The 24,863-nt window shown below is 48.9% G+C and carries 28 protein-coding genes; 24 read left to right on the plus strand and 4 right to left on the minus strand.

Annotated features, from left to right (window positions below; genetic code table 11):
- Positions 1-277: 277 nt before the first annotated feature.
- From L5M29_RS15965 to L5M29_RS16065, 21 genes are all read left to right on the plus strand, one after another.
- Positions 278-1,015 (plus strand): beta-ketoacyl synthase chain length factor, encoded by a 738-nt coding sequence (locus L5M29_RS15965; protein ID WP_113941113.1) that lies wholly within the window; start codon positions 278-280, stop codon positions 1,013-1,015.
- Positions 1,008-1,883 (plus strand): lysophospholipid acyltransferase family protein, encoded by an 876-nt coding sequence (locus L5M29_RS15970; RefSeq protein ID WP_263168719.1) that lies wholly within the window; start codon positions 1,008-1,010, stop codon positions 1,881-1,883. Before L5M29_RS15965 ends, L5M29_RS15970 begins: the two co-directional genes overlap by 8 nt.
- Positions 1,867-2,121: a phosphopantetheine-binding protein gene (locus L5M29_RS15975; RefSeq protein WP_011787697.1), complete on the plus strand. Its 255-nt coding sequence runs from the start codon at positions 1,867-1,869 to the stop codon at positions 2,119-2,121. Before L5M29_RS15970 ends, L5M29_RS15975 begins: the two co-directional genes overlap by 17 nt.
- Positions 2,122-2,130: 9 nt before the next feature.
- On the plus strand, positions 2,131-2,379 hold the full coding sequence (locus L5M29_RS15980; protein WP_011787696.1) for an acyl carrier protein: 249 nt from the start codon (positions 2,131-2,133) through the stop codon (positions 2,377-2,379).
- On the plus strand, positions 2,379-2,927 hold the full coding sequence (locus L5M29_RS15985) for a hypothetical protein (protein ID WP_263168721.1): 549 nt from the start codon (positions 2,379-2,381) through the stop codon (positions 2,925-2,927). Before L5M29_RS15980 ends, L5M29_RS15985 begins: the two co-directional genes overlap by 1 nt.
- Positions 2,924-4,288: an AMP-binding protein gene (locus tag L5M29_RS15990; protein ID WP_263140738.1), complete on the plus strand. Its 1,365-nt coding sequence runs from the start codon at positions 2,924-2,926 to the stop codon at positions 4,286-4,288. Before L5M29_RS15985 ends, L5M29_RS15990 begins: the two co-directional genes overlap by 4 nt.
- The gene (locus L5M29_RS15995) at positions 4,281-4,667 is read left to right on the plus strand and encodes a thioester dehydrase (protein WP_263168722.1); all 387 of its coding nucleotides are present in this window, start codon (positions 4,281-4,283) and stop codon (positions 4,665-4,667) included. The genes L5M29_RS15990 and L5M29_RS15995 overlap by 8 nt, the downstream gene beginning before the upstream one ends.
- Positions 4,661-6,538: a glycosyltransferase family 2 protein gene (locus tag L5M29_RS16000; RefSeq protein ID WP_263168725.1), complete on the plus strand. Its 1,878-nt coding sequence runs from the start codon at positions 4,661-4,663 to the stop codon at positions 6,536-6,538. The genes L5M29_RS15995 and L5M29_RS16000 overlap by 7 nt, the downstream gene beginning before the upstream one ends.
- Positions 6,535-8,109 (plus strand): histidine ammonia-lyase, encoded by a 1,575-nt coding sequence (hutH, locus tag L5M29_RS16005; RefSeq protein ID WP_263168726.1) that lies wholly within the window; start codon positions 6,535-6,537, stop codon positions 8,107-8,109. Before L5M29_RS16000 ends, hutH begins: the two co-directional genes overlap by 4 nt.
- On the plus strand, positions 8,106-8,540 hold the full coding sequence (locus tag L5M29_RS16010; RefSeq protein WP_263168728.1) for an acyl-CoA thioesterase: 435 nt from the start codon (positions 8,106-8,108) through the stop codon (positions 8,538-8,540). The genes hutH and L5M29_RS16010 overlap by 4 nt, the downstream gene beginning before the upstream one ends.
- On the plus strand, positions 8,537-9,286 hold the full coding sequence (locus tag L5M29_RS16015; RefSeq protein WP_263168729.1) for a LolA family protein: 750 nt from the start codon (positions 8,537-8,539) through the stop codon (positions 9,284-9,286). The genes L5M29_RS16010 and L5M29_RS16015 overlap by 4 nt, the downstream gene beginning before the upstream one ends.
- Before the next feature lie 2 nt (positions 9,287-9,288).
- Positions 9,289-11,730 carry an MMPL family transporter gene (locus L5M29_RS16020; RefSeq protein ID WP_263168730.1) on the plus strand — a complete coding sequence of 814 codons (2,442 nt, stop codon included), beginning with the start codon at positions 9,289-9,291 and terminating at the stop codon, positions 11,728-11,730.
- 23 nt (positions 11,731-11,753) lie between these two features.
- Positions 11,754-13,043, plus strand: coding sequence for an NAD(P)/FAD-dependent oxidoreductase (locus tag L5M29_RS16025; RefSeq protein WP_263168731.1), 1,290 nt, complete (start codon positions 11,754-11,756; stop codon positions 13,041-13,043).
- A gap of 4 nt (positions 13,044-13,047) precedes the next feature.
- A complete protein-coding gene (locus L5M29_RS16030; RefSeq protein ID WP_263168733.1) occupies positions 13,048-13,812 on the plus strand; it encodes a DUF3261 domain-containing protein in 765 nt (254 codons plus the stop codon).
- A 28-nt stretch (positions 13,813-13,840) separates the two neighbouring features.
- A complete protein-coding gene (locus L5M29_RS16035) occupies positions 13,841-15,058 on the plus strand; it encodes a beta-ketoacyl-[acyl-carrier-protein] synthase family protein (protein WP_263168735.1) in 1,218 nt (405 codons plus the stop codon).
- Positions 15,059-15,062: 4 nt separating this feature from the next.
- Positions 15,063-15,596: a hotdog family protein gene (locus L5M29_RS16040; RefSeq protein WP_263168737.1), complete on the plus strand. Its 534-nt coding sequence runs from the start codon at positions 15,063-15,065 to the stop codon at positions 15,594-15,596.
- Positions 15,597-15,707: 111 nt separating this feature from the next.
- Positions 15,708-16,433 carry a 3-ketoacyl-ACP reductase FabG2 gene (locus L5M29_RS16045; RefSeq protein WP_263168738.1) on the plus strand — a complete coding sequence of 242 codons (726 nt, stop codon included), beginning with the start codon at positions 15,708-15,710 and terminating at the stop codon, positions 16,431-16,433.
- A complete protein-coding gene (locus L5M29_RS16050) occupies positions 16,434-17,693 on the plus strand; it encodes a beta-ketoacyl-ACP synthase (protein WP_263168740.1) in 1,260 nt (419 codons plus the stop codon).
- A gap of 31 nt (positions 17,694-17,724) precedes the next feature.
- On the plus strand, positions 17,725-18,468 hold the full coding sequence (locus L5M29_RS16055) for a hypothetical protein (RefSeq protein ID WP_263168742.1): 744 nt from the start codon (positions 17,725-17,727) through the stop codon (positions 18,466-18,468).
- Between the two features lie 609 nt (positions 18,469-19,077).
- The gene (locus tag L5M29_RS16060; protein WP_263168743.1) at positions 19,078-19,587 is read left to right on the plus strand and encodes a hypothetical protein; all 510 of its coding nucleotides are present in this window, start codon (positions 19,078-19,080) and stop codon (positions 19,585-19,587) included.
- Between the two features lie 165 nt (positions 19,588-19,752).
- Positions 19,753-20,229, plus strand: a complete 477-nt coding sequence (locus L5M29_RS16065) for a GNAT family N-acetyltransferase (protein ID WP_263168745.1) — start codon at positions 19,753-19,755, stop codon at positions 20,227-20,229.
- 51 nt (positions 20,230-20,280) lie between these two features.
- Here the strand turns inward: L5M29_RS16065 and L5M29_RS16070 are convergent, their stop codons facing one another.
- Positions 20,281-21,468 (minus strand): benzoate/H(+) symporter BenE family transporter, encoded by a 1,188-nt coding sequence (locus L5M29_RS16070; protein ID WP_263168746.1) that lies wholly within the window; start codon positions 21,466-21,468, stop codon positions 20,281-20,283.
- Between the two features lie 164 nt (positions 21,469-21,632).
- Here L5M29_RS16070 and L5M29_RS16075 point away from each other — a divergent pair, with 164 nt between their 5' ends.
- The 3 genes from L5M29_RS16075 to L5M29_RS16085 all read left to right on the plus strand — a co-directional run bounded on the left by L5M29_RS16075 (position 21,633) and on the right by L5M29_RS16085 (position 22,938).
- Positions 21,633-22,208 (plus strand): helix-turn-helix domain-containing protein, encoded by a 576-nt coding sequence (locus L5M29_RS16075; protein WP_131524017.1) that lies wholly within the window; start codon positions 21,633-21,635, stop codon positions 22,206-22,208.
- Positions 22,209-22,353: 145 nt separating this feature from the next.
- Complete coding sequence (locus L5M29_RS16080) at positions 22,354-22,677, plus strand: rhodanese-like domain-containing protein (protein WP_263168749.1); 324 nt, start codon at positions 22,354-22,356, stop codon at positions 22,675-22,677.
- A 75-nt stretch (positions 22,678-22,752) separates the two neighbouring features.
- Complete coding sequence (locus L5M29_RS16085) at positions 22,753-22,938, plus strand: hypothetical protein (RefSeq protein ID WP_263168750.1); 186 nt, start codon at positions 22,753-22,755, stop codon at positions 22,936-22,938.
- 167 nt (positions 22,939-23,105) lie between these two features.
- On the opposite strand, the gene azoR is transcribed toward L5M29_RS16085, so the two are convergent.
- The 3 genes from azoR to dtd all read right to left on the minus strand — a co-directional run bounded on the left by azoR (position 23,106) and on the right by dtd (position 24,851).
- The gene (gene azoR, locus L5M29_RS16090; RefSeq protein WP_263168753.1) at positions 23,106-23,702 is read right to left on the minus strand and encodes an FMN-dependent NADH-azoreductase; all 597 of its coding nucleotides are present in this window, start codon (positions 23,700-23,702) and stop codon (positions 23,106-23,108) included.
- Between the two features lie 181 nt (positions 23,703-23,883).
- Positions 23,884-24,321, minus strand: coding sequence for a thioesterase domain-containing protein (locus tag L5M29_RS16095; RefSeq protein WP_173497434.1), 438 nt, complete (start codon positions 24,319-24,321; stop codon positions 23,884-23,886).
- Positions 24,322-24,413: 92 nt separating this feature from the next.
- Positions 24,414-24,851, minus strand: coding sequence for a D-aminoacyl-tRNA deacylase (gene dtd / locus L5M29_RS16100; RefSeq protein ID WP_113941328.1), 438 nt, complete (start codon positions 24,849-24,851; stop codon positions 24,414-24,416).
- Positions 24,852-24,863 lie beyond the last annotated feature (12 nt).

Genomic DNA, 24,863 nt, shown 5'->3' on the forward strand with positions numbered 1-24,863 from the left:
AAAGTGTATGCGAAATCAGATAGCCACTGCGATATTTGTTACTCAATGTCGAATAAGTGCTGTAAATCACAGCACTTGATCCCATTCCGTTAACCCGCACAATGCAAATGGCTTCATAAAAAGAAGGGGCATAGTGTAGAATGACCACGCTGTAGAGGGCATTTCGAGCGTCATTCTTCTAACGCGTATACTCCTCACTATGGTATGACAATCCATTAATGTTCTAACTTAGTTAGGGATAACTAAGACAGCTTAAATTTAGTGTCGAGGCAAAGTAGTGCAACTAACATTCAGCATTCTCTCTTGGGGCGCTTGGGCCCCCCAATATCAGCACCATCAAAGTTGGCAAACTTGGTGCGAGAGTTCGGCTGAGCTCAATCTCGATACGCCACCACAGTCGGATACCACCGCTCCCGCACTCAAACAAATTCCCGCCATGCAGCGCCGCCGTTTTAGTCGCTTGACTAAGATGATGTTAGAGGTGAGTTTTCAGTGCGAAATGCCTGCAAATTGTCGCTCTATTTTTGCCTCGCGCCATGGAGAGTTGCAGCGCACCATTGGCCTGCTCGAAGACATTATCGCCAAACAGCCCTTATCGCCCTTAGGTTTTAGTCAGTCGGTGCACAACACCGCCAGCGGCATTTTTGGCATAGTGGCGGCCAATACAGCGCCTTCAACTTCAGTTGCGGCGGGCACAGAAACCCTGTCCCAAGCTATGGTCGAAGCCTTCGCCCAATTACATCAATCGCCAGAACCATTGTTATTGGTGTTCGGTGATGATCCAGTGCCTCCTGTGTACGATGAGTTTACCCAAGAATTTGAATTACCTTTGGCCCTAGGCCTACAGCTCGCGCCCTTCGATACACCCGCTTCGGCCAAGCTCACGGTGAGCCGCATTTCTAAAGCAACAGCTTTAAATCCGCTGACCTATGGTGCATTTATCCACGCCCTAGCGACGGCACAAAATATTTCAGGCTGCTTATCCCAATGGCATTGGAGACTTGAGCATGTTTGATGTAGCCCACAGCCATGACGCCGCTAAGGATCATCAAGATTCAATGCTCAATGCCGCTTATACCTTGCCGGAAACTCGCCGCAAAGGGCTGAATTATGTGCCACGTTGGCTAGGTGGCGTGAGTTGTTATATCGCCTTTGGCTTAGGCGGCTTATTAAGCTCCTTGACTATTCTGCCGCTACTGCGTTTTTGGCCAGGCACACCAGAGGCGCGGATTATTCGGGTACAAAAGGCCGTGCATTTAATGTTCAAAGGCTTTGTCGCCATGCTCACTTGGGCTGGTGTGATTAAGGTCAGCAGCCACGATGCCCAAAAATTACATGATGCCAAAGGCGTTATCGTCATTGCCAACCACCCCAGTTTAGTGGATGTGGTGGTATTGATAAGTCTCATGCCCAATGCGGGCTGCATAGTCAAACAAGCTTTGTGGCGTAATCCATTTTTGCGTGGTGTGGTGTCCTGCGCGGGTTATATTCCCAATCGCGGCGCCGAACTCATGCTAGAGGATTGCCGCGAAGTGCTCGCAAGAGGCACCAATTTGATTATCTTCCCCGAGGGGACGCGCACGGTTGTCGGCGCGACCATTAACCACTTTGCCCGCGGCGCTGCCAATATCGCCTTAAGGGCCGAAGCGGATATTTTACCTGTGGTGCTACGTACCAATGTGCGTGGTTTGACAAAGGAGCAACCTTGGTATGAAATCCCAAGGCAAACCATGGGAATGGCCGTTGAAATCGGCACAATCGTTTCTTACCAGAAGTACCAAGCGGCTTTAGGTGAGCATGCAAAAATGGCCCGGCAGCTGACGCGGGATCTTGAACATTACTATAAACAACAACTCGAAAATAATTATGAACTTAAACAATGAAATAAAGCAGTTAATCATCGACTGTCTCGATCTAGAAGACGTCAGCATTGATGATATTGAAACCGATGCACCGCTATTTGGCGAAGGTTTAGGCTTAGATTCTATCGACGCCCTCGAGCTCGGCTTAGCCATCAAGAAAAAATTTGATGTCAAAATCGAAGCCAATTCGGATGCCACTAAGGCCCATTTCCACAGTGTTGCCAGCTTAGCTCGCTTTATCGAATCACAGCGTCCATAGGAGAGGAATATGCAAAATCGTGAACAAATCCTCGCTATGCTGACCACTATTTTAGTGGACGAATTCGAAATTGATGCCGAGGCGATTACGCCTGAGGCCAACCTGTATGAAGAGCTCGATCTCGACAGTATTGATGCAGTCGACTTAGTGATAAAACTGCAGCAACTGACAGGTAAAAAGATCCAACCCGATGAATTTAAATCAGTTCGCACAATCAACGATGTGATTAATGCTATCGAAGGTTTAGTTAAAACCTAATGCGAGCCTTGCTACAGGTCTTAACCGCCCTAACTTTGCTGGCCTACCCCGTTGCCGTGTATTTAGGGCTCAGTTACTTGCCTGCTGGCACCATAGCGCTCGTGCTGTGTTTATTGCTGATAATGCGGCTAATGCTACAAAAGCAAAAGGTTAAGACATTAGTTTTACCACTATTGGTGGGGATTGTGCTCACGGCAGGCAGTTATCTTGCCAAGCGCAGTGACTGGCTGCTGTATTACCCAGTAGTGATAAATCTCACTATGCTGGCGCTGTTCAGTTATTCACTGCACACTGGCCCTAGCATGATCGAACGTTTAGCCCGTTTGAAAGAACCCGATTTACCGGATGAAGCCACTGGGTATCTTAAAAAAGTCACGCTACTTTGGTGCGGCTTATTTATCTTCAATGGCACTATGGCGGCTTACACCGCTGGCTTTACTAGCTTAGCAACCTGGACCTTGTATAACGGTTTGATTGCATACGTACTCATGGGACTGCTCCTCGGTGGGGAGTGGTTATATCGCAGCTTTTGGTTGAAGAAAACATGACACAGCTACTCAAAAACTGGTTAACCCAAGGGCCCTTTGCCCAACAACTGATCAGCTTTAATCACCACGACATAGTCACAGGTGCCTTATTTACCAATCAGGTGGCGTATTTTTACGAGCAACTGCTAGCAGCGCCAGAGAAAAAATGGCTGCTCGCGAGTGATACCAGCGATCTGTTTGCTGTGGGTTTATGTGCGGCGCTGTTAGCAGGCAAGGAAATTATCTTACCAGCCAACACCCAAACGGGCACGCTGAGCGAATTAACCCACCAGTTTGAAGGTATATTGTCGGACAAGCCATTGTGTGAAAGTCAGGCCTTTATTCTACTGAGAAAAGAGCTGAGCCTGCCGAGTAAACCTTGGCCGGCGAGCGAGGCTATCGGCGAACTTGTGCTATTTACCTCCGGCAGCAGCGGCGAACCTAAGGCGATCCGTAAAACACTTCAGCAATTAGACGTTGAAGTCTCAGTGCTCGAACATACCTTTGCCGAACATTTACCCCATTGCAGTGTGGTTTCCACGGTTTCCCACCAGCATATCTATGGCCTGTTATTCAAGATTTTGTGGCCACTCGCCGCCAGCCGGCCGTTTTTAAGTGAACAGATTGAATACCCAGAAACCTTAAGCTATTACACTGCCTTACTGCCAAACCTGTGTTTGATCAGTAGCCCTGCCCAGTTATCGCGTTTACCTAAGGCTTTAGAGCACGAGCGGCAGCTGCGCTCACCTAGCTTAGTGTTTAGCTCTGGCGGGCCCTTAAGTTTTGCGGCGGCTCAAGGGATCAGCCAATGCTATGGTCACTTGCCCATCGAAATTTTTGGTAGCACAGAAACGGGCGGCATCGCCTATCGCCGTCAGCATGAGGCCGATGAACCTTGGCAAGTGTTTGACAGAATATCGATAGATCAAGATCCTAGCGATGGAGCCTTGCTACTTAAATCACCCTATTTGGCCGACGATGAATGGCTGCGCTGCGAAGATAAAATCGAACCAACCGAAAATGGCCAGTTTAGACTCAAGGGCCGACTCGATCGCATTGTTAAGATAGAGGAAAAACGTCTATCACTGGCACAAATGGAAACGCTGCTCTGCAGTCACGCCTATGTTGAGCAAGCGGCACTTGTCGTATTGCCGCAGTTTAAATCCCAACTGGGCGCGGTAGTGACCCTCTCCGCACTTGGCCGCAGTGTGCATCAAGAGCAGGGAAAACTCAGTATCAACAATGCGTTAAAAGCACATTTACTGACGCAATTTGAGCGAGTCACGCTGCCACGCCGCTGGCGTTATCCCGATATTTTGCCGCTGAACACTCAGGGTAAGCGTGTCACTGCCCAGTTAGTCGAGTTATTTGATCATGATTAAATCGAGTTTACCGCCGATCCTGCATTCCAATATCGGCATGGATAATATTGAATTACGTCTGTTAGTGGCGGCCGACCTTGAATCTTTTAAGGGACATTTTCCCGAGCAAGCCGTACTGCCAGGCGTGACGCAATTAGATTGGGCGGTGCGTTTAGGCTGCCAATATTTTGGTTATTCAGAGGCGGTTGCTAACTTAGAAGTGCTTAAGTTTCAGCAACTCATACTGCCGGGGCAAGAAGTCACCCTAAGCATTAGCAATAATGCGGCTAAGGGGAAACTCACCTTCGCCTATAGCGATGGTGAAAACCGCTACGCCTCAGGTCGTATCGCCTTCGATATCTCGCCAGTTAACAGCAGCGATGGGGCGAGCCAGTGCTAACACCTCCCAGCGACTTAGTTGAGTCGGCGCCCATTAAGCTCGCCTTAGTGATCCCCAATTACAATCACAGTGCCGCAATTGCCCAGACCTTGGCCGAACTCGCCCAATTTAATCTGCCCTGTTATTTAATTGATGATGGCAGCAATGATGAAACCCGTTATCTGCTGCAATCCTTAGCCCAAACCTATCCTTGGGTGACTTTGCTGCTGCATCCTTACAACCGTGGTAAAGGCGCTGCTGTGATGACGGGCCTACGCCGAGCCTACCGCGATGGCTTTAGTCATGCACTGCAGGTCGATGCCGATGGTCAACACAATCTGGCCGATATTCCAGCTATGGTAGCCAAGGCGCAGGCTAAACCCGATGCGCTGATTTCAGGCAAACCCGAGTACGATGAATCCGTGCCTAAGGGCAGGCTTTATGGCCGTTATATCACCCATTTTTGGGTGTGGGTCGAAACCTTAAGCTTTGATATTCAAGATTCTATGTGTGGCTTTCGCGTTTATCCCCTCGCCGCCACCGAGCGATTACTGTGCCAGCAAGCCTTAACGGAGCGAATGGATTTTGATATTGAAATCCTCGTCAAACTCTACTGGCAAGGGGTGGAAATTTTATTCCAGCCGACTAAAGTGATTTATCCCGAAGGTGGTGTTAGTCACTTTCAAGGTGTGGCCGACAATGTGCGCATCACTAAACTGCATACCAAGTTGTTTTTCGGCATGCTCAAACGCCTGCCTTGGCTATTGAAGCGTAAATCACAGCGACAAGCCGCGCAAAACTCCCATTGCTCGTCAGCAACATCATCGACTTCAGCAACATCATCAACTTCAGCCACCCATTGGTCGGGCATGAAGGAGCGCGGCAGTTACTGGGGCATCAAACTCCTCGCCGAGAGCTATCGTATTGGCGGCCATTGGTTGTGCCGCGCCATTATGTATCCGGTGATTTGCTATTTCTTTCTCACGGGCAAAGTCACCCGCGAAGCCTCGTTAGATTTCCTGCGCCGCGTGCAAATGCTTGAGCCGCAACACCCTAAGCTCAATCAGCCCATAGGCTGGCGCGATAGCCTGAATCACTTTTTAGCCTTTGGAAATGCCGCACTCGATAGAATCGATGCATGGTGCGATCGCATCCAATTGAGCCAAGTGGATTTCCCCGATCGCCAAGTGCTGGCCGACCAACTCGAAAGCGGTAAAGGCGCCGTGTTATTGGTGTCGCACCTTGGCAATTTAGAACTCTGCCGCGCCATTTCGATCCACCAGCGCAAAGTCAAAGTGAATGTCATGGTGTTAACGAGCCATGCGGAAAATTTCAATAAGGTACTCAAACAGTTAAATCCAGATAGCACGCTTAATCTTATTCAAGTGACCGAGCTTAACCCCGCGACGTCTATGCTGTTGCAGCAAAAAATAGAAGACGGTGAACTGGTGGTGATAGCGGGCGATAGAACCTCACCGAATACCCAAGGTCGCGTCCTGTACGCGCCCTTTATGGGGCAAGATGCAGCGTTTCCCCAAGGGCCGTTTATTTTGGCAGGTTTACTCGATTGCCCTGTATTTTTAATGTTTTGCCTGCGGGAACAGGGCCGTTATCGGGTGCATTTAGAGCACTTCGCCGAAACACTTAAAGGCCCAAGGGCGGGCAGAATGGACAGATTACAGCAGGCGGTAAATCGCTACAGCGAACGTTTAGAATACTTTGCCAGACGCGAGCCTTTGCAATGGTTTAACTTCTTCGATTTCTGGCGTAAAGACAGCGAGTTAGAACGCGCATCAGCCAATTCAGTACAAGCCGATGCTGTAACAACAGAATCAGCATCATCGCAGATCCCAGAGCAGGATCATAAGACAGACAGGACAAGTCATTCATGAGCCACACCCAAGCCGCCGACTCAAAGAATCAATCAGACTTAAAAACTGTTGAGTTCGGCCGTCAATTTCTTACCTTAGAACAAGTGGTTGCCATCGCCAAGGGCGCACCAGTCAAGCTCTGTGACGATGCGGATTATCAAGAATACATTCAAAAAGGTGCGCGCTTTATCGATAGCCTGCTGCACGAAGAAGGCGTGGTTTATGGTGTAACAACTGGTTATGGCGACTCTTGCACAGTCAATGTGAGCTTAGATCTGGTCCACGAATTGCCACTGCATTTAACCCGCTTCCACGGCTGCGGTTTAGGCGAGACCTTAAGCATAATGCAGGCCCGCGCGGTGATGGCTTGCCGTTTAAACTCCTTAGCCATTGGCAAATCTGGCGTGACCTATGAGCTATTAAAGCGCATCGAAACTTTGCTCAATCTCAACATAGTCCCTGTAATCCCAGAAGAAGGTTCGGTCGGTGCCAGTGGTGATTTAACACCGCTGTCGTATTTAGCCGCCGTGTTAGTCGGTGAGCGCGAAGTGATTTACCAAGGTGAGCGCCAAGCGACTCAAGATGTCTACGCTAAGCTCAACATTATCCCGCATGTCCTGCGTCCAAAAGAAGGCTTAGCCCTGATGAACGGCACGGCTGTGATGACGGCCTTGGCCTGTTTAGCCTTCGATCGCGCCCAATATCTTGCCCGCTTAAGTAGCCGCATTACCGCTATGGCTTCGTTAACGCTAAAAGGCAACTCGAACCATTTTGATGAAATCTTATTTGCCGCCAAACCGCATCCGGGACAAAACCAAATCGCCACTTGGATACGGGAAGATTTAAATCACCACGAACATCCGCGCAATTCGGACAGGCTGCAGGACAGATATTCCATCCGCTGCGCACCGCACATTATCGGCGTATTGCAGGATGCGCTGCCCTTTATGCGTCAGTTTATCGAAACCGAAGTCAACAGCGCCAACGACAACCCGATTGTCGACAGCGAAGGCGAGCATATTCTCCACGGAGGCCATTTTTATGGCGGCCATATCGCCTTTGCGATGGATTCACTGAAAAATACTGTGGCTAATTTAGCCGATCTTATCGATCGCCAAATGGCACTGGTAATGGACCCTAAGTTTAATAATGGCTTACCCGCTAACTTATCCGGCTCAACCGGCCCGCGCCGCGCGATTAATCATGGCTTTAAAGCAGTGCAAATTGGGGTATCGGCGTGGACAGCAGAAGCGCTCAAGCACACTATGCCCGCCAGCGTATTCTCGCGCTCGACCGAATGCCACAATCAAGACAAGGTGAGCATGGGCACTATCGCCGCCCGCGACTGTATGCGCGTGCTGCAATTGACCGAACAAGTCGCGGCGGCAGCCTTGCTCGCCATGACCCAAGGTATTGGTTTACGTATCGCCCAAAATGAACTGGACGAAGCCTCGCTCACCCCGTCATTGGCGAAAACCCTCGCTCAAGTGCGCGGTGATTTTGAGACCTTAATCGAAGACCGACCACTTGAAGCCGTGCTGCGCCACACCATAGCGAAAATCCAAGCGGGCGAATGGGAAGTGTGCCGATGAAATCATTGCTCACTATCGATATGGAAATGCAAATTCCCTTCCACGATGTGGATTCCATGGGGATCACTTGGCATGGCAATTACCTGCGTTATTTCGAGATTGCTCGCTGCAAACTGCTCGATGAGCTGGGCTATAACTACCGCCAAATGCAAGCATCTAACTATGCGTGGCCTATTATCGATTTGCAGATTAAATACGTCAAAGCCAGCACCTTCGAGCAAAAAATCACAGTGCGCGCAGAGTTAGTCGAGTGGGAAAACCGCTTAAAAATCAATTATCAAATTCGCGATGTCGAAACGGGTGCGCGCATCACTAAGGGTTATACCATTCAGGCAGCAGTAGACATGAGCACCCAAGAATTGTGCTTTGTTACCCCAGACGTGTTCCGTGACAAAATCGCCACCCTGCTTGCAAAGGCTGAAAACCAATGAACCCTGTGCTAGCAAAGTTTGCATTACTCCTCAGCCTTGCTTGCGGCTTGGCTTGTACTTTGATAACCCTGCCACTCAAGGCAGAAACCTTAGCAGAGCCCAGCGCTTATCAAACACTCTTTAGCCAAACTGCGGATACCGCGCAGCTTGTCGCCTTAAGCCAAAAGCTTAACTTGGGCGAAACGGTTCGTGGCAACTTTGTGCAATCTCGGCAGTTGAAGGTGCTCAAAAAGCCGTTAATCAGCCAAGGTCAGTTTATCTTCGATCAGACCCAAGGGCTGATATGGCAGCAGATAAAGCCCTTCGAATCCCTGCTGATTTTAAAAGATAAGCAGCTTATTCAGCGCGATAGCCAAGGTCGAGTCCAAGTCAGCAAGGCCGATGCCTCGGCGAGCACCGCCGCTATGGGCGATTTATTACCCAGCCTAGTGCGCGCTATGCTCGGCGGTGATATTTCCGGTTTAAGTGAAAACTTTGAACTGCACTTCCTCATAACAGAAAGCTTGAACACAGACGGCCAATGGCAATTAGGCCTAACGCCCAAAGATCCCTTAATGAAAAAAGCCATCGCCAATATGGTGTTAGAGGGTGGCGATACCTTGCAATCCTTAGTGCTGCTGAGCGCAGCGCCGAGTGTGAGCCCACAGGATATGACCCGCATCGACTTTAGTGCGCTTTCCCAAGGTAAACTCAGCGAAACCGAATTGACGCAGTATGCTGTGGCGATAGAGGCGAATAAACCTTAACCATGGCCGCCAATTTCACCGCGCGCGCCAATCAAGCGCTAATACAATCATCCCCTAAATGGCGCCTCGCCATTTGGTTGCTATTGATGCTGTCTGCTAGTCTATGGACGTTGCAACTTTGGCAAAACGGCGCAAGGGTGCAGAGCGATATTCTCGCCATGCTGCCCCATTTACAGCAGGACAAACTCACAGAACGCGCCCTTAACCAAGTTGAAGCGACGCTCGCCGATCAAGTCTATATTGCGCTCGTCGCCAAGGATGAAACCACGGCAATCGCTGCGGCTAAGCTGTTGATGCAAAAGCTTGAAACTGACCTTGTTTCTACTGGCAAAAATGCTGCACTTACAGATATTCGCAGCGCCAATATGCAGCTCGGTGAAACCTTGGGGCAATACTATTTCCCCCACAGATTTAAATTACTGACAGTGCCACAAGCTGAGGCGTTAGCAACGAAAGACATTGGAAATCTGATTGAAGCGGCCACCGCACAGCTTTACAACGCCTTTAGTTACGCCAATAGCAACTTGCTTGCCCAAGATCCGCTGCTGTTATTCCCCGCCAATTTACTCGCCCTCGCGCCGAGTTCAAAAGTCAGAGCCAGCCAAGGTATTCTGCTGGCTAATCAAGGCGATAATGTTGCCGCGGTTGTTATGGCAAAGGGCCAAGAAAGTGCCTTTAATCCCAATGCGCAATTAGCGCAGATGACGGCATTAACAGTAACTTTGGATGCCGTTGAAAAAAACTATCCCGATATTACCGTGCTTAAGGCTGGCGCCCTGTTTCACGCGATTGCGGCGACACAAACGGCTAAGAGTGAAATATCGATCCTCGGTCTTGCATCCTTACTTGGGGTAATAGCTTTAGTCTGGCTGGCGTTTCGCTCTGTGATGCCGCTACTTTTGGCAATCGTTACCATTTCCAGCGGGCTGTTGCTGGCCGTAACTTTTACCTTAAGCGTGTTTGGCGAGCTGCATTTACTCACCTTAGTGTTTGGTACTAGCTTGATTGGCATTGCCATCGACTACAGCTTTCATTTTTACTGCGAGCGCTTAAGCGATACAGAGCGGAGCGCTCAGGCGACGGTCGCGTATATATTCCCAACGGTGACGCTTGCCTTTATCACCAGTGCCTTAGCTTATGTGGGCATAGGGTTAGCGCCGTTTCCTGGGATGCAGCAAGTGGCGATTTTCTGCGCCGCGGGACTGCTCGGGGCCTATCTCACCCTCATTCTCGCCTACCCACTGTTAGCGGGAAGTCGTTTGCCATCGGGCTCCCGCCCATTAGCGTTAGCGGGGAAGTACCTTGCCAACCTCACTCAGTTATCCAACAGATTGACCACGCCGTTAGGCATGGGCATGTTTGCTTTAGTGATAGTAATGTGGTGTCTGGTTGGCGTAACCAAGTTAACCGTCGATGACGATATTCGCCATTTACAGCAAAGCCCCGCGAGCGTGACTGAACCTGAAAATAAGCTCAGGCAGCTACTCAGCGGCGGCACAGATAATCAATTCTTACTGGTACGCGCCGCGAGTGAAGAAGCACTGCTGCAACAGCTTGAGCGAGTGTCGCCACAGCTCGATGCCGCTATTGCGAACCAAGAGTTAGGCAACTACGTCAGCCTTAGCCGGTATCTTCCCAGCCATCAAAGGCAAGACACGGCTTATCGTTTACAGGGTGAAATCTATCAAACTCAGATAGATACTGTGCTCACAAGCCTTGGTTTGGATGAGAACTTAAAGCCAGAGCTGCAAGCAAGCTACTTAGCGGCTAAAGACCAATATATCGCCCCAGCAGATTTCTTTAAGCTAGAGGCAGGCAAGCAACTCGCACCGCTGTGGTTAGCACCAAATGGCAAGGCCACCAACTATGACGCGCTAAATGATGGCGGCGCGAACGCTGAGCATGGTGCCATTGTCTTGCTTGGCGGCATTCAGCAGATCGATGCGATCAAGGCGCGCTTTGCCCATGATGAAAGCGTACAACTTATCGATAAAGTCGCGGATATCTCCGCCGTCATGGGCCATTACCGACTGTTAACTCTAAAGTTGTTAGTGCTCGCACTCGGTATCGCACTCTTGTTGTTTAGCCTGAATTTTGGCGTTAAAAAAGCCGCGGTTGTCGTTGCCGTTCCAGCCCTTGCGGCCTTGCTAACGCTTGCAACCTTAGGCTTAACGGGCTCGCCGCTGAGTCTGTTCCATGCACTCGCGCTCATTTTAGTTTTCGGGATTGGGATAGACTACAGCTTGTTCTTTGCCTCTGCTCAAAACCACGGCAAGGCAGTGATGATGGCGGTATTTATGTCCGCCTGCTCGACCCTATTAGCCTTTGGTTTACTCGCCTTTAGCCAGACCCAAGCGATTCATTATTTTGGTTTAACCCTGTCGCTAGGTATAGGTTTAACCTTTTTACTTTCGCCACTGATTTTAACGACTAAAAAGTCCTGATAACGACAAGGAACGAACTTTACATGCCTACACCCGCTCACGATTTATCGGCTATGCCAAATTCACTTGCCGTCGATGTGGCTATTATCGGCGCAGGACCTTCAGGCGCCATTGCCGCCAGCTTGCTACACCAACAAGGCAAGCGCGTGCTGGTGTTAGAAAAACAACATTTCCCCCGTTTTTCCATCGGTGAAAGTTTACTGCCCTGCTGCATGCAATTTATCGAAGAAGCCGGCATGTTAGACGCACTCAATGCCGCTGGATTCCAGCATAAAAATGGCGCAGCCTTTCGTCGCAATGGCACTTACACTACCTTCGACTTTACCGATAAATTTACCCCTGGGCCTGGCACCACATTCCAAGTGCAGCGCGCCAGTTTTGATAAACTGTTAGCCGATACCGCCCAAAGCCAAGGGGTCGAAATCCGCTACGGCGAAATCGTCGAAGCGATAGATTTAACCGAGAATCCATGCTTAATGGTGCGCAATGAACAGGGCGAGCTTTATCAAATCAGCGCCCAATATGTGCTTGATGCCAGTGGTTTTGGTCGCGTGTTACCCCGCTTGCTCGACTTAGAAAGTCCGTCTTGCCTACCACAGCGCAGCGCCATCTTTACCCATGTGGAAGACAACATCAGCGATCCTCACTTTGATCGAAATAAAATTTTAATCAGCGTCCACCCAGAGCATAAAGACATTTGGTATTGGCTCATTCCCTTTAGCAATGGCCGTTGTTCACTCGGCGTAGTGGCAGAGCCGCAATTACTTGCGCGTTTACAAGGTTCGCTTGAGCAACAATTGATGAGCATAGTCAATGAAGAACCAGGACTAAAAGCCCTACTGGCAAACGCTAAGGTGGTGCAAGAATGCGCCACTCTCAAGGGCTATTCCGCCAATGTGTCACGCCTTGCGACCGACAAGTTCGCCCTACTGGGTAATGCCGGCGAGTTCCTTGATCCGGTATTTTCCTCCGGTGTGACTATCGCCATGCAATCGGCATCGATGGCGGCAAAATGTGTGACTAAACAACTCAATGGCGAAACGGTTGACTGGCAAGCCGATTACTCAGCGCCTTTAATGCAGGGGGTGAATACCTTCCGCACCTATGTGCAAGCTTGGTATGATGGCCGCTTTCAGGATGTGATCTTCTATGAAGAACCGAATCCACGCATCAAGCAAATGATTTGCTCGATTCTGGCGGGCTACGCTTGGGACCTCAATAATCCCTTCGTTAAAGACTCGGAGCGCCGCCTGAACATGGTGGTCGAATTGTGCCAAAACCAAGTTGCCATTCCTGAATTTGCAGAGGCGTAACCGCATGTCGCTCAACTTTAACGCGAAATGGCGAGTGTTCCCCGCGCTACTGATCATCAGTCTGGGGCTGACGGGATGTAGCGAACTGCTGTTCAGGCAAACCTGTGTCGGCCTCGCTAAAGACATGCGTTATTGCTTGGCGCCACTGCCCCATGATTTTGCCCCCGCAGCCGATAAGCCTCTGACTAAGCCGAAGGCCAAACCCGCCGACATTAGCAGCCCGCAAACCGAGAGCAAAGTTAAGCTAACTTCGCCCCAGTCCTTTAGCCAAAAGGTCAGCATTAAAGTGGGTGATAAGTCCCACGAGCTGCTCACTCAATTAGAGTTAGAGGATGAGCGCATGACGCTCGTTGGCTTAGCGCCACTCGGACAGGCTTTGTTTACCTTAGTTTATGATGGTAATACACTCAGCAGTGAACAAAGCGTGCTGCTAGGGGACAATTTTAAAGCTGAGTATTTAATGGCGATGATGCAACTGATCTATTGGCCTGAGCAGAGTATTCGCGCCCATTTAGAAGGTGGTCATTTAGTCACAGGCCTTTGCGATACGGTTGGGGGAAATCAGGGCGATACGCTTGAAGGCACCCGAGTGAATACAATCCCCTGTCGCCAGATCTATAGTCAAGATACCTTGATCAGTAAAAGCGGCCAGCAAACCTATGTGGTGCAAATCCGTTATCAACAAAATATCGGCGATACTCTTTGGCAAGCCCACATCAGCTTAACTATGCCACAAGCTAAATTTGAGCTAGAAATCGAACCTATTTAATCTGTTAGCATCCGCACTTAACTGTGCCATGGTAAAAAGACACACAATAATGAACAGAGTAGCTATTACACAGATTGGATTGTGTACCTCGCTAGGGCAAGATCCCCAGCAGGTTTTAGACCGCCTGATCGCCGGTGATACCAGTGCGATGCTGCGCAGTGACACTCTCCTGTTCGAACACCCAACCTTAGTTGCACCAGTGACGGCAGCGCTACCAACCATTCCCGAAAAACTCATTCAGTTCGATTGCCGTAACAACCAATTACTGCTGTGCGCCGCACTGCAAATTGCGACCACAGTTGAACAAGCGAAACGGGATTTTGGTCATGCCCGTATTGGTGTTGTGCTAGGCACAAGCACTTCAGGGATTTCAAAAGGTGAAGCCGCGCTGAGCTACCGCAATCAACATGGATACTTTCCGGCGGATTACCACTATTTCCAGCAAGAGCTCGGCAGCACCAGCGACTTTTTACGCCAATATTTTGAGCTAGATGGCCCTTGTTACACGATTTCGACCGCCTGCTCATCCAGCGCTAAAGTGTTTGCCAGTGCCAAACGCCTATTACAGGCGAATCTCTGTGATGTTGTGATTGTCGGCGGTGTCGACAGTTTATGCCAACTCACAGTCAATGGTTTTCACGCCTTAGAGTCTGTCTCGAAAGGCCACTGTAATCCCTTTAGCATCAACCGTGATGGCATCAATATCGGCGAAGGCGCGGCGCTTTTCGTCCTGACTTTGGGCGAGTCAGAGGTCATGCTAGCGGGTATTGGCGAGTCGAGCGATGCCCACCATATGTCGGCGCCACACCCCGAAGGCGAAGGCGCGATCAAAGCCATGCACGCGGCGTTGCAAGATGCACACATTGCAGCAAAAGACATTGGTTACATTAACTTGCACGGTACAGCCACGCCTAAAAATGATGCGATGGAAAGCCGCGCCGTAGTTGAAGTGTTTGGCGTGAACACGCCCCCTTGTAGCTCGACCAAGCCCTTAGTCGGCCATACCTTAGGTGCCGCTGGCGCCATTGAAGCCGCCTTCTGTTATTTATTACTTTCAGCACATAATCACCGCCAAGCCCTGCCGCCCCATCAATGGGACGGACAAGTCGATCCACAGGATCCGCCCATTGCATTGGTCGAGCGCCATCAAGTCGCCGCTAAGGGCGCGCTTAATTATGTGATGAGCAATTCCTTCGCCTTTGGCGGCAGTAATGCCAGCCTGATTTTCTGCCGTAACGAGGCCTAGTACCATGCAGTTACTTAAGATTAACCACCCCTTTGCCGAACAGGATATTGCCGATTTTATTCCCCATAGGGCACCGATGATTTTGCTCGATAAAATCATTGGCTATCGGCGCGATAACCTAGAGACCGAAGTCACTATCACGGCCAAGAGCCCTTATTTCGATGATAAATATCAAGCCGTACCCAATTATGTGGGTATCGAATATATGGCTCAAAGTATTGCCGCCCTTGCTGGGGTTGAGGCAAAGCTTCGCAATGATAAAATCCGCGTGGGCTTTCTATTGGGATCGCGCAAATTAACCTTGTATGCCAAGCAATATGAGCTCGGGCGCACCTATCGCACCCAAGTCAGCCGCCTCTATCAGGAGGAATCGGGATTAGCGGTATTCGATTGCCAAATTTATCTGCTGCCCGAAGCCGGCACTGAGCTAGAAAAGAGCTTAGTGGCCCAAGCCAATGTGAATGTGTTCCAGCCTCAGGACACACAAGCCTACCTTGCAGGCAATCAAGACGCGGCAAATAGAAGCCTTGGGCACTAAAGCTATGGTGTAGATAAAAAGCATTAAAGCGCCTTAACAAGCAACCTTTTTACCATAAATACATGAAACCCCATACCGACACATAACGATAAAATGGGGTGGAGAAAACAGATGAATAACAGAGTATTAGTTACCGGTTCGAGCCGCGGTATTGGTAAAGCCATCGCCCTAAAACTCGCCGCTGCGGGTTTCGATATCGCCCTGCATTACCACAGTAACCAAGCAGCTGCCGATGACACTGCCGCGCAAATCCGCGCGCTTAGGGTGAATGTGAGCCTGCTGAAATTTGATGTCGCCGACCGCGCAACCGTCAGAGCCGCCATTGAAGCCGATATCGAGGCCAATGGTGCCTATTATGGCGTGATCCTCAATGCTGGCATCAACCGCGACACCGCCTTTCCCGCCATGACAGAAAGCGAGTGGGACAGCGTCATCCACACTAACTTAGACGGTTTTTATAATGTCATCCACCCCTGCGTCATGCCTATGGTACAAGGCCGCAAGGGCGGGCGTATCATCACTTTAGCCTCAGTTTCTGGCATTGCGGGCAACCGTGGTCAAGTCAATTACAGCGCCTCCAAAGCGGGGATTATCGGTGCGACTAAGGCATTGTCGTTAGAGCTGGCAAAACGCAAAATTACCGTCAACTGTATCGCCCCCGGCTTGATTGAAACCGACATGGTGGCTGATATTCCTAAGGATATGGTCGAGCAATTAGTGCCGATGCGCCGCATGGGTAAACCCAGTGAAATCGCCGCCTTAGCCGCATTTTTAATGTCTGACGATGCCGCCTATATCACTCGCCAAGTGATATCGGTCAATGGAGGCATGATCTAAATGAGCGAAGCGACAAATCAAACCCGCTTAGGGAAACGAGTGGTCGTCACTGGCATTGGCGGCATTACCGCCCTAGGCCATGATTGGGAGGCGATAGCGGCGAGCCTTAAGGCGCAGAAAAACTGTGTCGTTACTATGGGTGACTGGGATAAATACGATGGCCTCAATACCCGCTTAGCTGCGCCCATTAGCGACTTTGAAGTGCCAAGCCATTATTCGCGTAAGAAAATTCGTTCTATGGGTCGGGTTTCCATCATGGCGACCCGCGCCAGTGAACTTGCATTAATCGATGCGGGATTGTTGGACGATCCTATCGTGTCCTCGGGTGAAATGGGTATCGCCTATGGCTCGTCCACTGGCAGTACCGATGCCATCATCGCCTTTGGCGATATGTTGAAAACCGGTGATATGTCGGGCGTCACCGCCACGAGTTATATCCGCATGATGGCACACACCACAGCGGTGAATGTGGGGGTATTTTTCGGCTTAAAAGGCCGAATTCACACCACTAGCAGCGCCTGTACCTCGGGGAGCCAAGGCATAGGTTACGCCTATGAAGCCATCAAATACGGTCATCAAACCTTAATGTTGGCGGGCGGCGGTGAAGAACTCTGCCCCACAGAGGCTGTCGTGTTCGATACCTTATTTGCCACCAGCACTAAAAACAGCACTCCCGAACTCACGCCACGCCCCTTCGATGCGAGCCGTGATGGTCTCGTGATTGGCGAAGGTGCTTGTACGCTGGTACTCGAAGAGCTAGAACACGCCAAGGCGCGTGGTGCAAAAATTTATGCTGAGCTAGTCGGTTTTGGCACTAACTCCGACGGCCAACACGTCACCCAACCGAATGCGCAGACCATGGAAATCGCCATCAGATTAGCCCTCAAAGATGCGCAGCTTGAGCCTAGCGCCATAGGTTATGTGAACGCCCACGGCACAGCAACCGACCGTGGTGACATTGCCGAAAGCCACGCGACCCATGCAGTTTTTGGTGCTGGTATGCCGATTTCATCCCTTAAAAGCTACACGGGCCACACCTTAGGTGCATGCGGCGCGTTAGAGGCTTGGGTGAGTATTGAGATGATGAATGCGGGCTGGTTTGCGCCGACACTCAATCTTGAAAGTATCGACCCACAATGTGCCGATTTGGACTATATCTGCAACGAACTGCGCCCAATCGACACAGATTATGTGATGAGTAATAATTTCGCCTTTGGCGGCATTAATACCTCGCTGATTTTTAAACGCTGGGCCCAATAACAACATATAAAAACCACATAAGGACATCACCATGAAACCACTGTTTGCAGGTATGCTGCTTAGCATCAGTTTATTAAGCTCGCCTTTATTGGCTCAGGAATATACAGTTGAAACCTATCAAGAAATCTTTAAGGGTGATAACCAATTCAAGCAAAAAGAAGCCATTGAATCACTCACCATCGCTGGTTTATCCGATCCTGCCATTTTTGATGCGCTCGAAGCAAAGCTACTCGCATCTTTGCCCCAAGCCACTGAAAAAAATGCCATTGACTACAGTGCTTGGTTAGTCAAAGGCTTAGCTTATTCAGGCAATGATAAGTACAGCGAAACCATCAACAAGATTGTTAATGGTGATTATCCTAAAAAACTCAAAAAATACGCAGGTCAAGCTTTAGAAAACATAACGATCTATAAAAAATGGAATGCGATTCTTGCGGATAAAAGCCAATATACTGCCGATCAAAGTCAGCAAAATAATGCCTTTGCCAATGCCCTACGCAGCAATGATTTAGAATTAATGCGTCTCGCAGCTAAACGCATCATGGATGACCACCAGTACGATGATTTTATCCTTGCCGTACTCAGTAACGAATTGAAAACACCACGCTTAATGGCCGATGACAAACTCGCCATCGATACCTATGCCAACATGGCAAAAGCGCTAGCTAGTTCAGGGAATACCGCTTACCGCGATGTGATTGAAAATATGGCAACCGCGAGCTCAAACAAAAAACTCAAAAACTACGCCGAGAGTTATTTGAAGAAATACTACTAAACCTACCCATTTTACGCTTAATCGAGTAAATCATGGCCGAGCTTATCCTCGGCCATTTTTATATCCGTTTGGATCACTTTTTAAATTACTGTTGGCCTTAGCGTTTGCTGATATTCGCCTATACAGGCTTGCCATGACATTCACTCACAACACTGTGAAAGAAACCTAGGGAATCTAAGTTGATAAACGAAAGTTACGGAAGGCGAAGAGGCAGTTAAACATAGATATTGTTCAGAGTGAGGCCAACCATGGTACCGGCTCGACGACACGCAGCAAGTCCATCCCTGGATGCTCGACCGCCCCGTCCATGGGGCGGACGGTCGTCTCGCCAATCACCATGGTTTGCCTTTCGAGCATTAGTGTAATCTGTAGGCTTACAAAGACGCGAGCTAACATTTAATAACTGCAAACTTCGCTAACCAAATTTTACAACATCTAGTTAGGTAATTATTCGTTGTGAGCAAGATGTATATTTCAGAGTGTAGCTGTACGACTTTCATGCACATATGATAGGAAATGGTGATTAATTTCAAATTAAATCTACTGATATTGTAATCAAGTAAAGATAGCGATATCTTGCCTTACTCTTACTTTATTGGAAATTGTGGCATGTTTAACTGGATTACTCCTGAAATCATTATTGCTATTTCGTCAGTATTTATTGCACTGTTTGCCTTAGTTGCAACGATTTGGCAGGGTAAGATGACAAAGAAACATAATAAATTATCCGTTAAACCAATCCTTAACTGTAAAGTTGAAATATCAAATCACTGCGAGAAAATAGGAGTTCATTTCACTAACGATGGCATTGGACCGGCGGTTATTACTTCAGCGAAGATAAAACGGAATAATAAAGAATTTAGCTTGGGAGATTTTAGATATCTAGGATTATTTCCTGAATTAAGAAATGAGCATTTTCATTTCAATCTTTTGGGTATCCCAGGCACTATTTTACCTTCACAATCACAATGGCTTTTTTCTACAAATGAACATAAGAATGGCTTTGTCAAGATTAATGATCTTATTTCAGCATTAAATGAAGTAAATATTGAAATAAAATATAAATCAATGTATGAAGATAAATTTACTTTTTTAAGAAAAATTGAGCCTCCACAATAGTCCTATCTTGAGAGATGTACGGCTCAACATTCAACTGATACCTTTTCTACTCCCTAGTTTTGTGGCCTAGCATTTGCTTATCCACCACGGCGCATTGGCAAACAGATAACAAAGCAATGACGCCATTATGGATAAGCCACAATTATAGGGAGTAACCGATCTGCCATGAAATCCACCATAAGAGCCATGAAAATCACCTTAGATGACCTTAAAGGGCCTGAGATTGCGGCTTTACTGCAGGAACACCTCGACGATATGCGGGCATCCTCTCCGCCTGAAAGCGTTCACGCATTAGATCTTGACGGCCTGCGTCAGCCCAATATTCGCTTTTGGACCCTATGGGATGGCAACAATTTAGCGGGCTGCGGTGCACTAAAATGGTTAGATGCCGAGCATGCGGAGATCAAATCCATGCGCACCGCCGCGCCCTATAAAAAACAGGGCATAGCGTCTAAAATATTGCAGCACTTAATTAACGATGCCAAAAGCGCTGGCGTCAAACGCCTGAGTCTAGAGACAGGTTCGATGAACTTCTTCAATCCTGCCCGCCTGCTCTACTGCAAATTTGGTTTTGAAATCTGTGGCCCCTTCGACGGCTACCAACTCGACCCCAATAGCGTGTTTATGACGAAGAGAATCTAAAACACATGCGCCTTAGTGTTTGAAATTCATCTCTAAGGTGCTTTGCTGCAGTTAAGTATTCGCTCGCTTAACTACTGATGCAGTTCTGTGCCCGTTCCACCAATGGATAATAAACCCAAGCAACAGCCCCCAAAATGCGCTGCCGATGCCCAGCACACTAAAACCTGATGCCGTGACCAAAAAAGTGATCACTGCCACTTCGCGATCTTCCGTTTTAGCTAATGCGGCGGTCAGGCTATTGGCGATAGTGCCAAGCAGTGCTAATCCGGCGATGGCCAGGACTAATTCCTTCGGGAAAGCGGAAAACAGACCAACCACAGTGGCACCGAGTAACCCAGTGATAAAGTAAAATACCCCGCCCCACACCGCCGCCCAGTAGCGAGTCGCGGGATTCGGGTCAGCTTCTTTACCCATACAAATCGCGGCTGTGATGGCGGATAAGTTAAAAGCAAAACCGCCAAAGGGCGCGAGGATAACCCCGATGAATCCTGTAGTCGTGATCAAAGGTGAAATGGGCGGCCTGTAGCCATTACCGTGCAGCGCAGCAACGCCCGGCATATTTTGCGAGGCCATAGTCACCACAAACAGCGGTAGCGCCACGCCAATCACACTCGCCAACGAAAACTCAGGTGTCGTCCACACCGGCATTGCCAGTTGCAACTGAACAGCATCTAGCTTGAGTAAATCTAATTGAAAACTCATGCCTATGCCCACCAACAAGGTCAGCAAGATGATGTAGCGCGGCGCAAAAGGCTTAACGACGACAAACACCAACAGCATGATTAATATGAGGCTCAGCTGGGTTTGCATCGCCTGAAATAGCCCTATCCCAAATTGCAGCAGGATCCCCGCTAACATGGCTGAAGCGACTGACTGCGGCATGATACGAATAAGTTTATCCATCCAGCCCGCCACCCCGCAAAGAGTGATTAAAATCGAACTCACCAGAAAAGCGCCTATGGCTTGGTTTACGCTCAACCCCGCTAGGCTAGTCACCATCAGCGCCGCGCCCGGTGTAGACCAAGCCGTTAGAATAGGATTCTTGTAGTAAAGCGATAACCCTATGCTGGTCACGCCCATGCCCACACCTAAAGCCCACAGCCATGAACTGATCTGTGCAGGTGTCGCACCCACAGCCTCCGCCGCTTGAAAGATGATCACAGCCGAGCTGCTATAACCCACTAATACCGCAATAAATCCCGCTGATATTTTTGATAAACTCCCTGCATCTCGCCACATATCCACCCCCTTTCTCTGCAATTGATGTCGCCATTACTTTGTGCGCTATAACTTATCAAATGAACAAGATAACTTTTTGTGCGCTATAACGTACGAGATGGACAAGATAGCACCTGTGCGTTATAACGTACAAACTAAATTTTCATAAAAATGATGGGGCCATTGTGCAGACGATAAACAGCTATCTCGCCACCACGCTTAAAGCACTTCGCAACCAAAAGGGATGGAGTTTAGATAAAGCCGCCCAAGAGACGGGCGTTAGTAAGGCCATGATAGGCCAAATCGAGCGCGGTGAATCAAGCCCAACCATTGCGACGCTGTGGAAAATTGCCAGTGGATTCAATATCTCGCTGTCGACCTTTCTCGAACCCACACCCCAGAGCCAAGGCGCTGTATTCCGTAAACCCGACGAGTTACGCCAACAACCCGCCACCGACGGCATGCTAGTCGCCTCACTCTTCCCCTTTGAAGAGCGCTTCGGTTTCGAGATGTTTGAACTCACGCTGCTGCCAAACTATGAGCGGCTTTCTGAGCCCCATGAAACGGGTGTCACTGAGCATGTCATTGTCTTGAGCGGTACTATGGAAGTGCTAGTCGATGGCGAGTGGCAAACACTCAACCAAGGTGAAGCAGTACGATTTGCGGCCGACAAACCCCATGGCTATCGCAATCTAAACGAGCAAGCCGTGGTATTCCACGACATCATTCACTATCAAAGAGCTAATGTGTCTAGCCTCTAACTACTTGCCTAGTGCCAGTAATGCAGAGTTCGAGTACCAACAACGCCAAAGACCAAACCATTACTACCGATAATCTGCAGCGCTTGCACTCGCCAATTCATTAGAATAAACTTATTGAAAATTTTCTAATGGTAGGGACAATGCTATGTTTCAATCTTTACTGGCTAAGTTATCCGGCAGCCACTCGGGCGAAAAATGTTGGCAATTGATTGAACAAGGCGCACGGGTGATTGATGTGCGTTCGCCGGAGGAATTTGCCTCAGGTCATTTGCCCCAAGCCATTAATGTGCCGCTGCCAACACTCGACCAATGGTTACACCAAGTCGGCAATAAGCAACATCCCTTCGTGCTCTACTGTGGCGCAGGGATTCGAGCACAAAAGGGCTGCGACATTCTCAAGGCCAATGGCTTTAGCTGCGTAGTAAATGGTGGTTCGCTTAAAGATTTAGTCTGCTGCCAACCGAGCTAATTTAAGCCTCGGTTGTTCGGCGCCAATCTTACCAATCTGTATGTTGTGATGGTTTAGATATCTGCGAGGTGATGTATGCATAAAACGAATTATGCCAAAGCGTTACAGCTTGAAGCCACACTGGTTAACCCTGCTGAAAAGCCGCTTGAAACTGAACGCCATGCACGCTTTAGCATCAGTCGTAACCGCGACCAAGCCAGCACTAAGGTGCGTTATGTTGAGACAAGCACCCTCACCAAAGGCTGCAGCCTTTGCGAATAAACAGCTAAGCGTGCCACTTAAAACTAGCCGCTCGAGTCCAGCCGCTCAAACCTACCCACTTAAGCCAAGCGTGCTTAGCTGAAATGCACATACAAAAATGCCAGCCTATTAAGGGCTGGCATTATTTATTCAGCTAAATCAAATGACTCAGCTAATCAATGGGACAATTAAGCTTTCAGCTGATCGATACTGTGTTTCGCTTCGCTCATGCCTTTGTCGTGGGCTTCAGGGCCCATGTTCAACGCTTCGGCGTAAACAACTTCAACATTAGTGATACCCATAAAGCCTAAAACCGTTTTCAAGTAAGGTACAACATGATCCGTTGGGCCATCTTTGTGAGCGCCGCCACGGGTCGTCACCAACACAGCGCGTTTACCTTCCACTAATCCTTTTGGACCTGTTTCAGTGTAAGTAAAAGTCACACCGGCACGGGCGACAAAATCGATCCAGTTTTTAAGTTGAACCGGAATCGTAAAGTTGTACATAGGTGCAGCGATAACAATCGTATCGTTCGCTTTTAATTCAGCGACTAAGGTATCTGATAAGGCGAGCATTTCTTGCTGACGTGCCGATAATTCTGCACCACCGCGTAACCCAGAAGCGATTTCACCGTCTACCATAGGCAGTACGTCTTTACCGCCTAAATCACGTACTGTAATAGCGGCGCCTTGGTTTTCCCAGTGGCTCGCTAAGTGGTCAATTAACACGGCAGATTGTGAATAACCGCCAAGAATGCTTGATTTTAAAATTAAGACTTTAGACATAATCTGCTCCGAAAATAGGTAAATGACTCAGAGTCAGATGGAATATCTCAACTCTATGACGCTAGTGTATTAGCCCATAAAAAAGAAATAAAGCGGATAAAATCTGAGATTAGCTTCGATTTTTTAGAAAGGTTATACATCACCTTCGACGTACAGATACACTAAATTGCTTTCGACGCATTCATACTTTCGACGTACTAACATACAGGCCTTCAAAAACCGCACACAATGAATCCATACAATACAATTGCACTTCCAGCTTCACCTTGACTCTGCGCCCCCTTTGTAACGGGCTGAGATCCACATCTGGCCATTGTACTTTTACCACAGGGTCACAAGTCACAGGAGCAAGATAACGAATATGGGCATCGGCGAGCACAATATCACCCGCCACGCCCACTAACTGCTGATTTAGCCACACGGCCCCCCAGCCTGTTAAGGTCATCAAGGTATAAATGCTGCCCGCAAACATGGTCTGATGCAGATTAATATTGGGCATCATCGGCGCTGTGACTCGAAATTCTCCCTCGCTGTAATCGAGTGGCACTATCTGCATAAACTCGCTAACGGGGATCGTACTGTGCCAAGTCTGGCGTAATTTAATGAGCAATTGATCCATATGCATTCCCCTTAATACTCCCTCTTAGTACAAGCGACATTGAGTATGCCTAGCATCCCATCACCTAGACCCCTTAAACATCACGATAGAAGCTACACCTGCAGATTAAAGGTCACTGGGCCATCATTGACTAAGGACACTTGCATATCGGCGCCGAACTGTCCGGTTTCTGTATGAACGCCCTTAGCGCGGCAGAATGCGACAAACTCTTCATACAAGCCTAAGGCTTGATCCGGCGTACCCGCCCCTGAAAAACTCGGCCTCAAGCCTCGGCCTGTATCAGCGGCTAAGGTAAATTGTGACACTACTAATAAAGACCCACCGACTTGTTCTAGATTGAGATTCATCTTGCCATTTTCATCGGAAAAAACGCGATAACTCATGACTTTAGTCGCCAACTTTTCCATCTTCTCGCGGGTATCTTCTTGCTCGACACCGAGCAGAACCAACAAGCCTTTATTGATTTCACCTAGGGTTTGGTTATCAACCACCACACTGGCGCGACTCACTCTTTGAATTAAAGCAATCACAACTTTTCCTTT

It is taken from the genome of Shewanella sp. SM95, assembly GCF_025653595.1.
Taxonomy (GTDB): Bacteria; Pseudomonadota; Gammaproteobacteria; order Enterobacterales; family Shewanellaceae; genus Shewanella; species Shewanella oncorhynchi.

Coding starts and splice junctions, on each gene's coding strand:
- L5M29_RS15970 (WP_263168719.1), top strand. CDS start 1,008: ATGTTTGATGTAGCCCACAGCCATGACGCCGCTAAGGATCATCAAGAT.
- L5M29_RS15975 (WP_011787697.1), top strand. CDS start 1,867: ATGAACTTAAACAATGAAATAAAGCAGTTAATCATCGACTGTCTCGAT.
- L5M29_RS15980 (WP_011787696.1), top strand. CDS start 2,131: ATGCAAAATCGTGAACAAATCCTCGCTATGCTGACCACTATTTTAGTG.
- L5M29_RS15985 (WP_263168721.1), top strand. CDS start 2,379: ATGCGAGCCTTGCTACAGGTCTTAACCGCCCTAACTTTGCTGGCCTAC.
- L5M29_RS15990 (WP_263140738.1), top strand. CDS start 2,924: ATGACACAGCTACTCAAAAACTGGTTAACCCAAGGGCCCTTTGCCCAA.
- L5M29_RS15995 (WP_263168722.1), top strand. CDS start 4,281: ATGATTAAATCGAGTTTACCGCCGATCCTGCATTCCAATATCGGCATG.
- hutH (WP_263168726.1), top strand. CDS start 6,535: ATGAGCCACACCCAAGCCGCCGACTCAAAGAATCAATCAGACTTAAAA.
- L5M29_RS16010 (WP_263168728.1), top strand. CDS start 8,106: ATGAAATCATTGCTCACTATCGATATGGAAATGCAAATTCCCTTCCAC.
- L5M29_RS16015 (WP_263168729.1), top strand. CDS start 8,537: ATGAACCCTGTGCTAGCAAAGTTTGCATTACTCCTCAGCCTTGCTTGC.
- L5M29_RS16020 (WP_263168730.1), top strand. CDS start 9,289: ATGGCCGCCAATTTCACCGCGCGCGCCAATCAAGCGCTAATACAATCA.
- L5M29_RS16025 (WP_263168731.1), top strand. CDS start 11,754: ATGCCTACACCCGCTCACGATTTATCGGCTATGCCAAATTCACTTGCC.
- L5M29_RS16030 (WP_263168733.1), top strand. CDS start 13,048: ATGTCGCTCAACTTTAACGCGAAATGGCGAGTGTTCCCCGCGCTACTG.
- L5M29_RS16035 (WP_263168735.1), top strand. CDS start 13,841: ATGGTAAAAAGACACACAATAATGAACAGAGTAGCTATTACACAGATT.
- L5M29_RS16040 (WP_263168737.1), top strand. CDS start 15,063: ATGCAGTTACTTAAGATTAACCACCCCTTTGCCGAACAGGATATTGCC.
- L5M29_RS16045 (WP_263168738.1), top strand. CDS start 15,708: ATGAATAACAGAGTATTAGTTACCGGTTCGAGCCGCGGTATTGGTAAA.
- L5M29_RS16050 (WP_263168740.1), top strand. CDS start 16,434: ATGAGCGAAGCGACAAATCAAACCCGCTTAGGGAAACGAGTGGTCGTC.
- L5M29_RS16055 (WP_263168742.1), top strand. CDS start 17,725: ATGAAACCACTGTTTGCAGGTATGCTGCTTAGCATCAGTTTATTAAGC.
- L5M29_RS16060 (WP_263168743.1), top strand. CDS start 19,078: ATGTTTAACTGGATTACTCCTGAAATCATTATTGCTATTTCGTCAGTA.
- L5M29_RS16065 (WP_263168745.1), top strand. CDS start 19,753: ATGAAATCCACCATAAGAGCCATGAAAATCACCTTAGATGACCTTAAA.
- L5M29_RS16070 (WP_263168746.1), bottom strand. CDS start 21,468: ATGTGGCGAGATGCAGGGAGTTTATCAAAAATATCAGCGGGATTTATT.
- L5M29_RS16080 (WP_263168749.1), top strand. CDS start 22,354: ATGTTTCAATCTTTACTGGCTAAGTTATCCGGCAGCCACTCGGGCGAA.
- L5M29_RS16085 (WP_263168750.1), top strand. CDS start 22,753: ATGCATAAAACGAATTATGCCAAAGCGTTACAGCTTGAAGCCACACTG.
- azoR (WP_263168753.1), bottom strand. CDS start 23,702: ATGTCTAAAGTCTTAATTTTAAAATCAAGCATTCTTGGCGGTTATTCA.
- L5M29_RS16095 (WP_173497434.1), bottom strand. CDS start 24,321: ATGGATCAATTGCTCATTAAATTACGCCAGACTTGGCACAGTACGATC.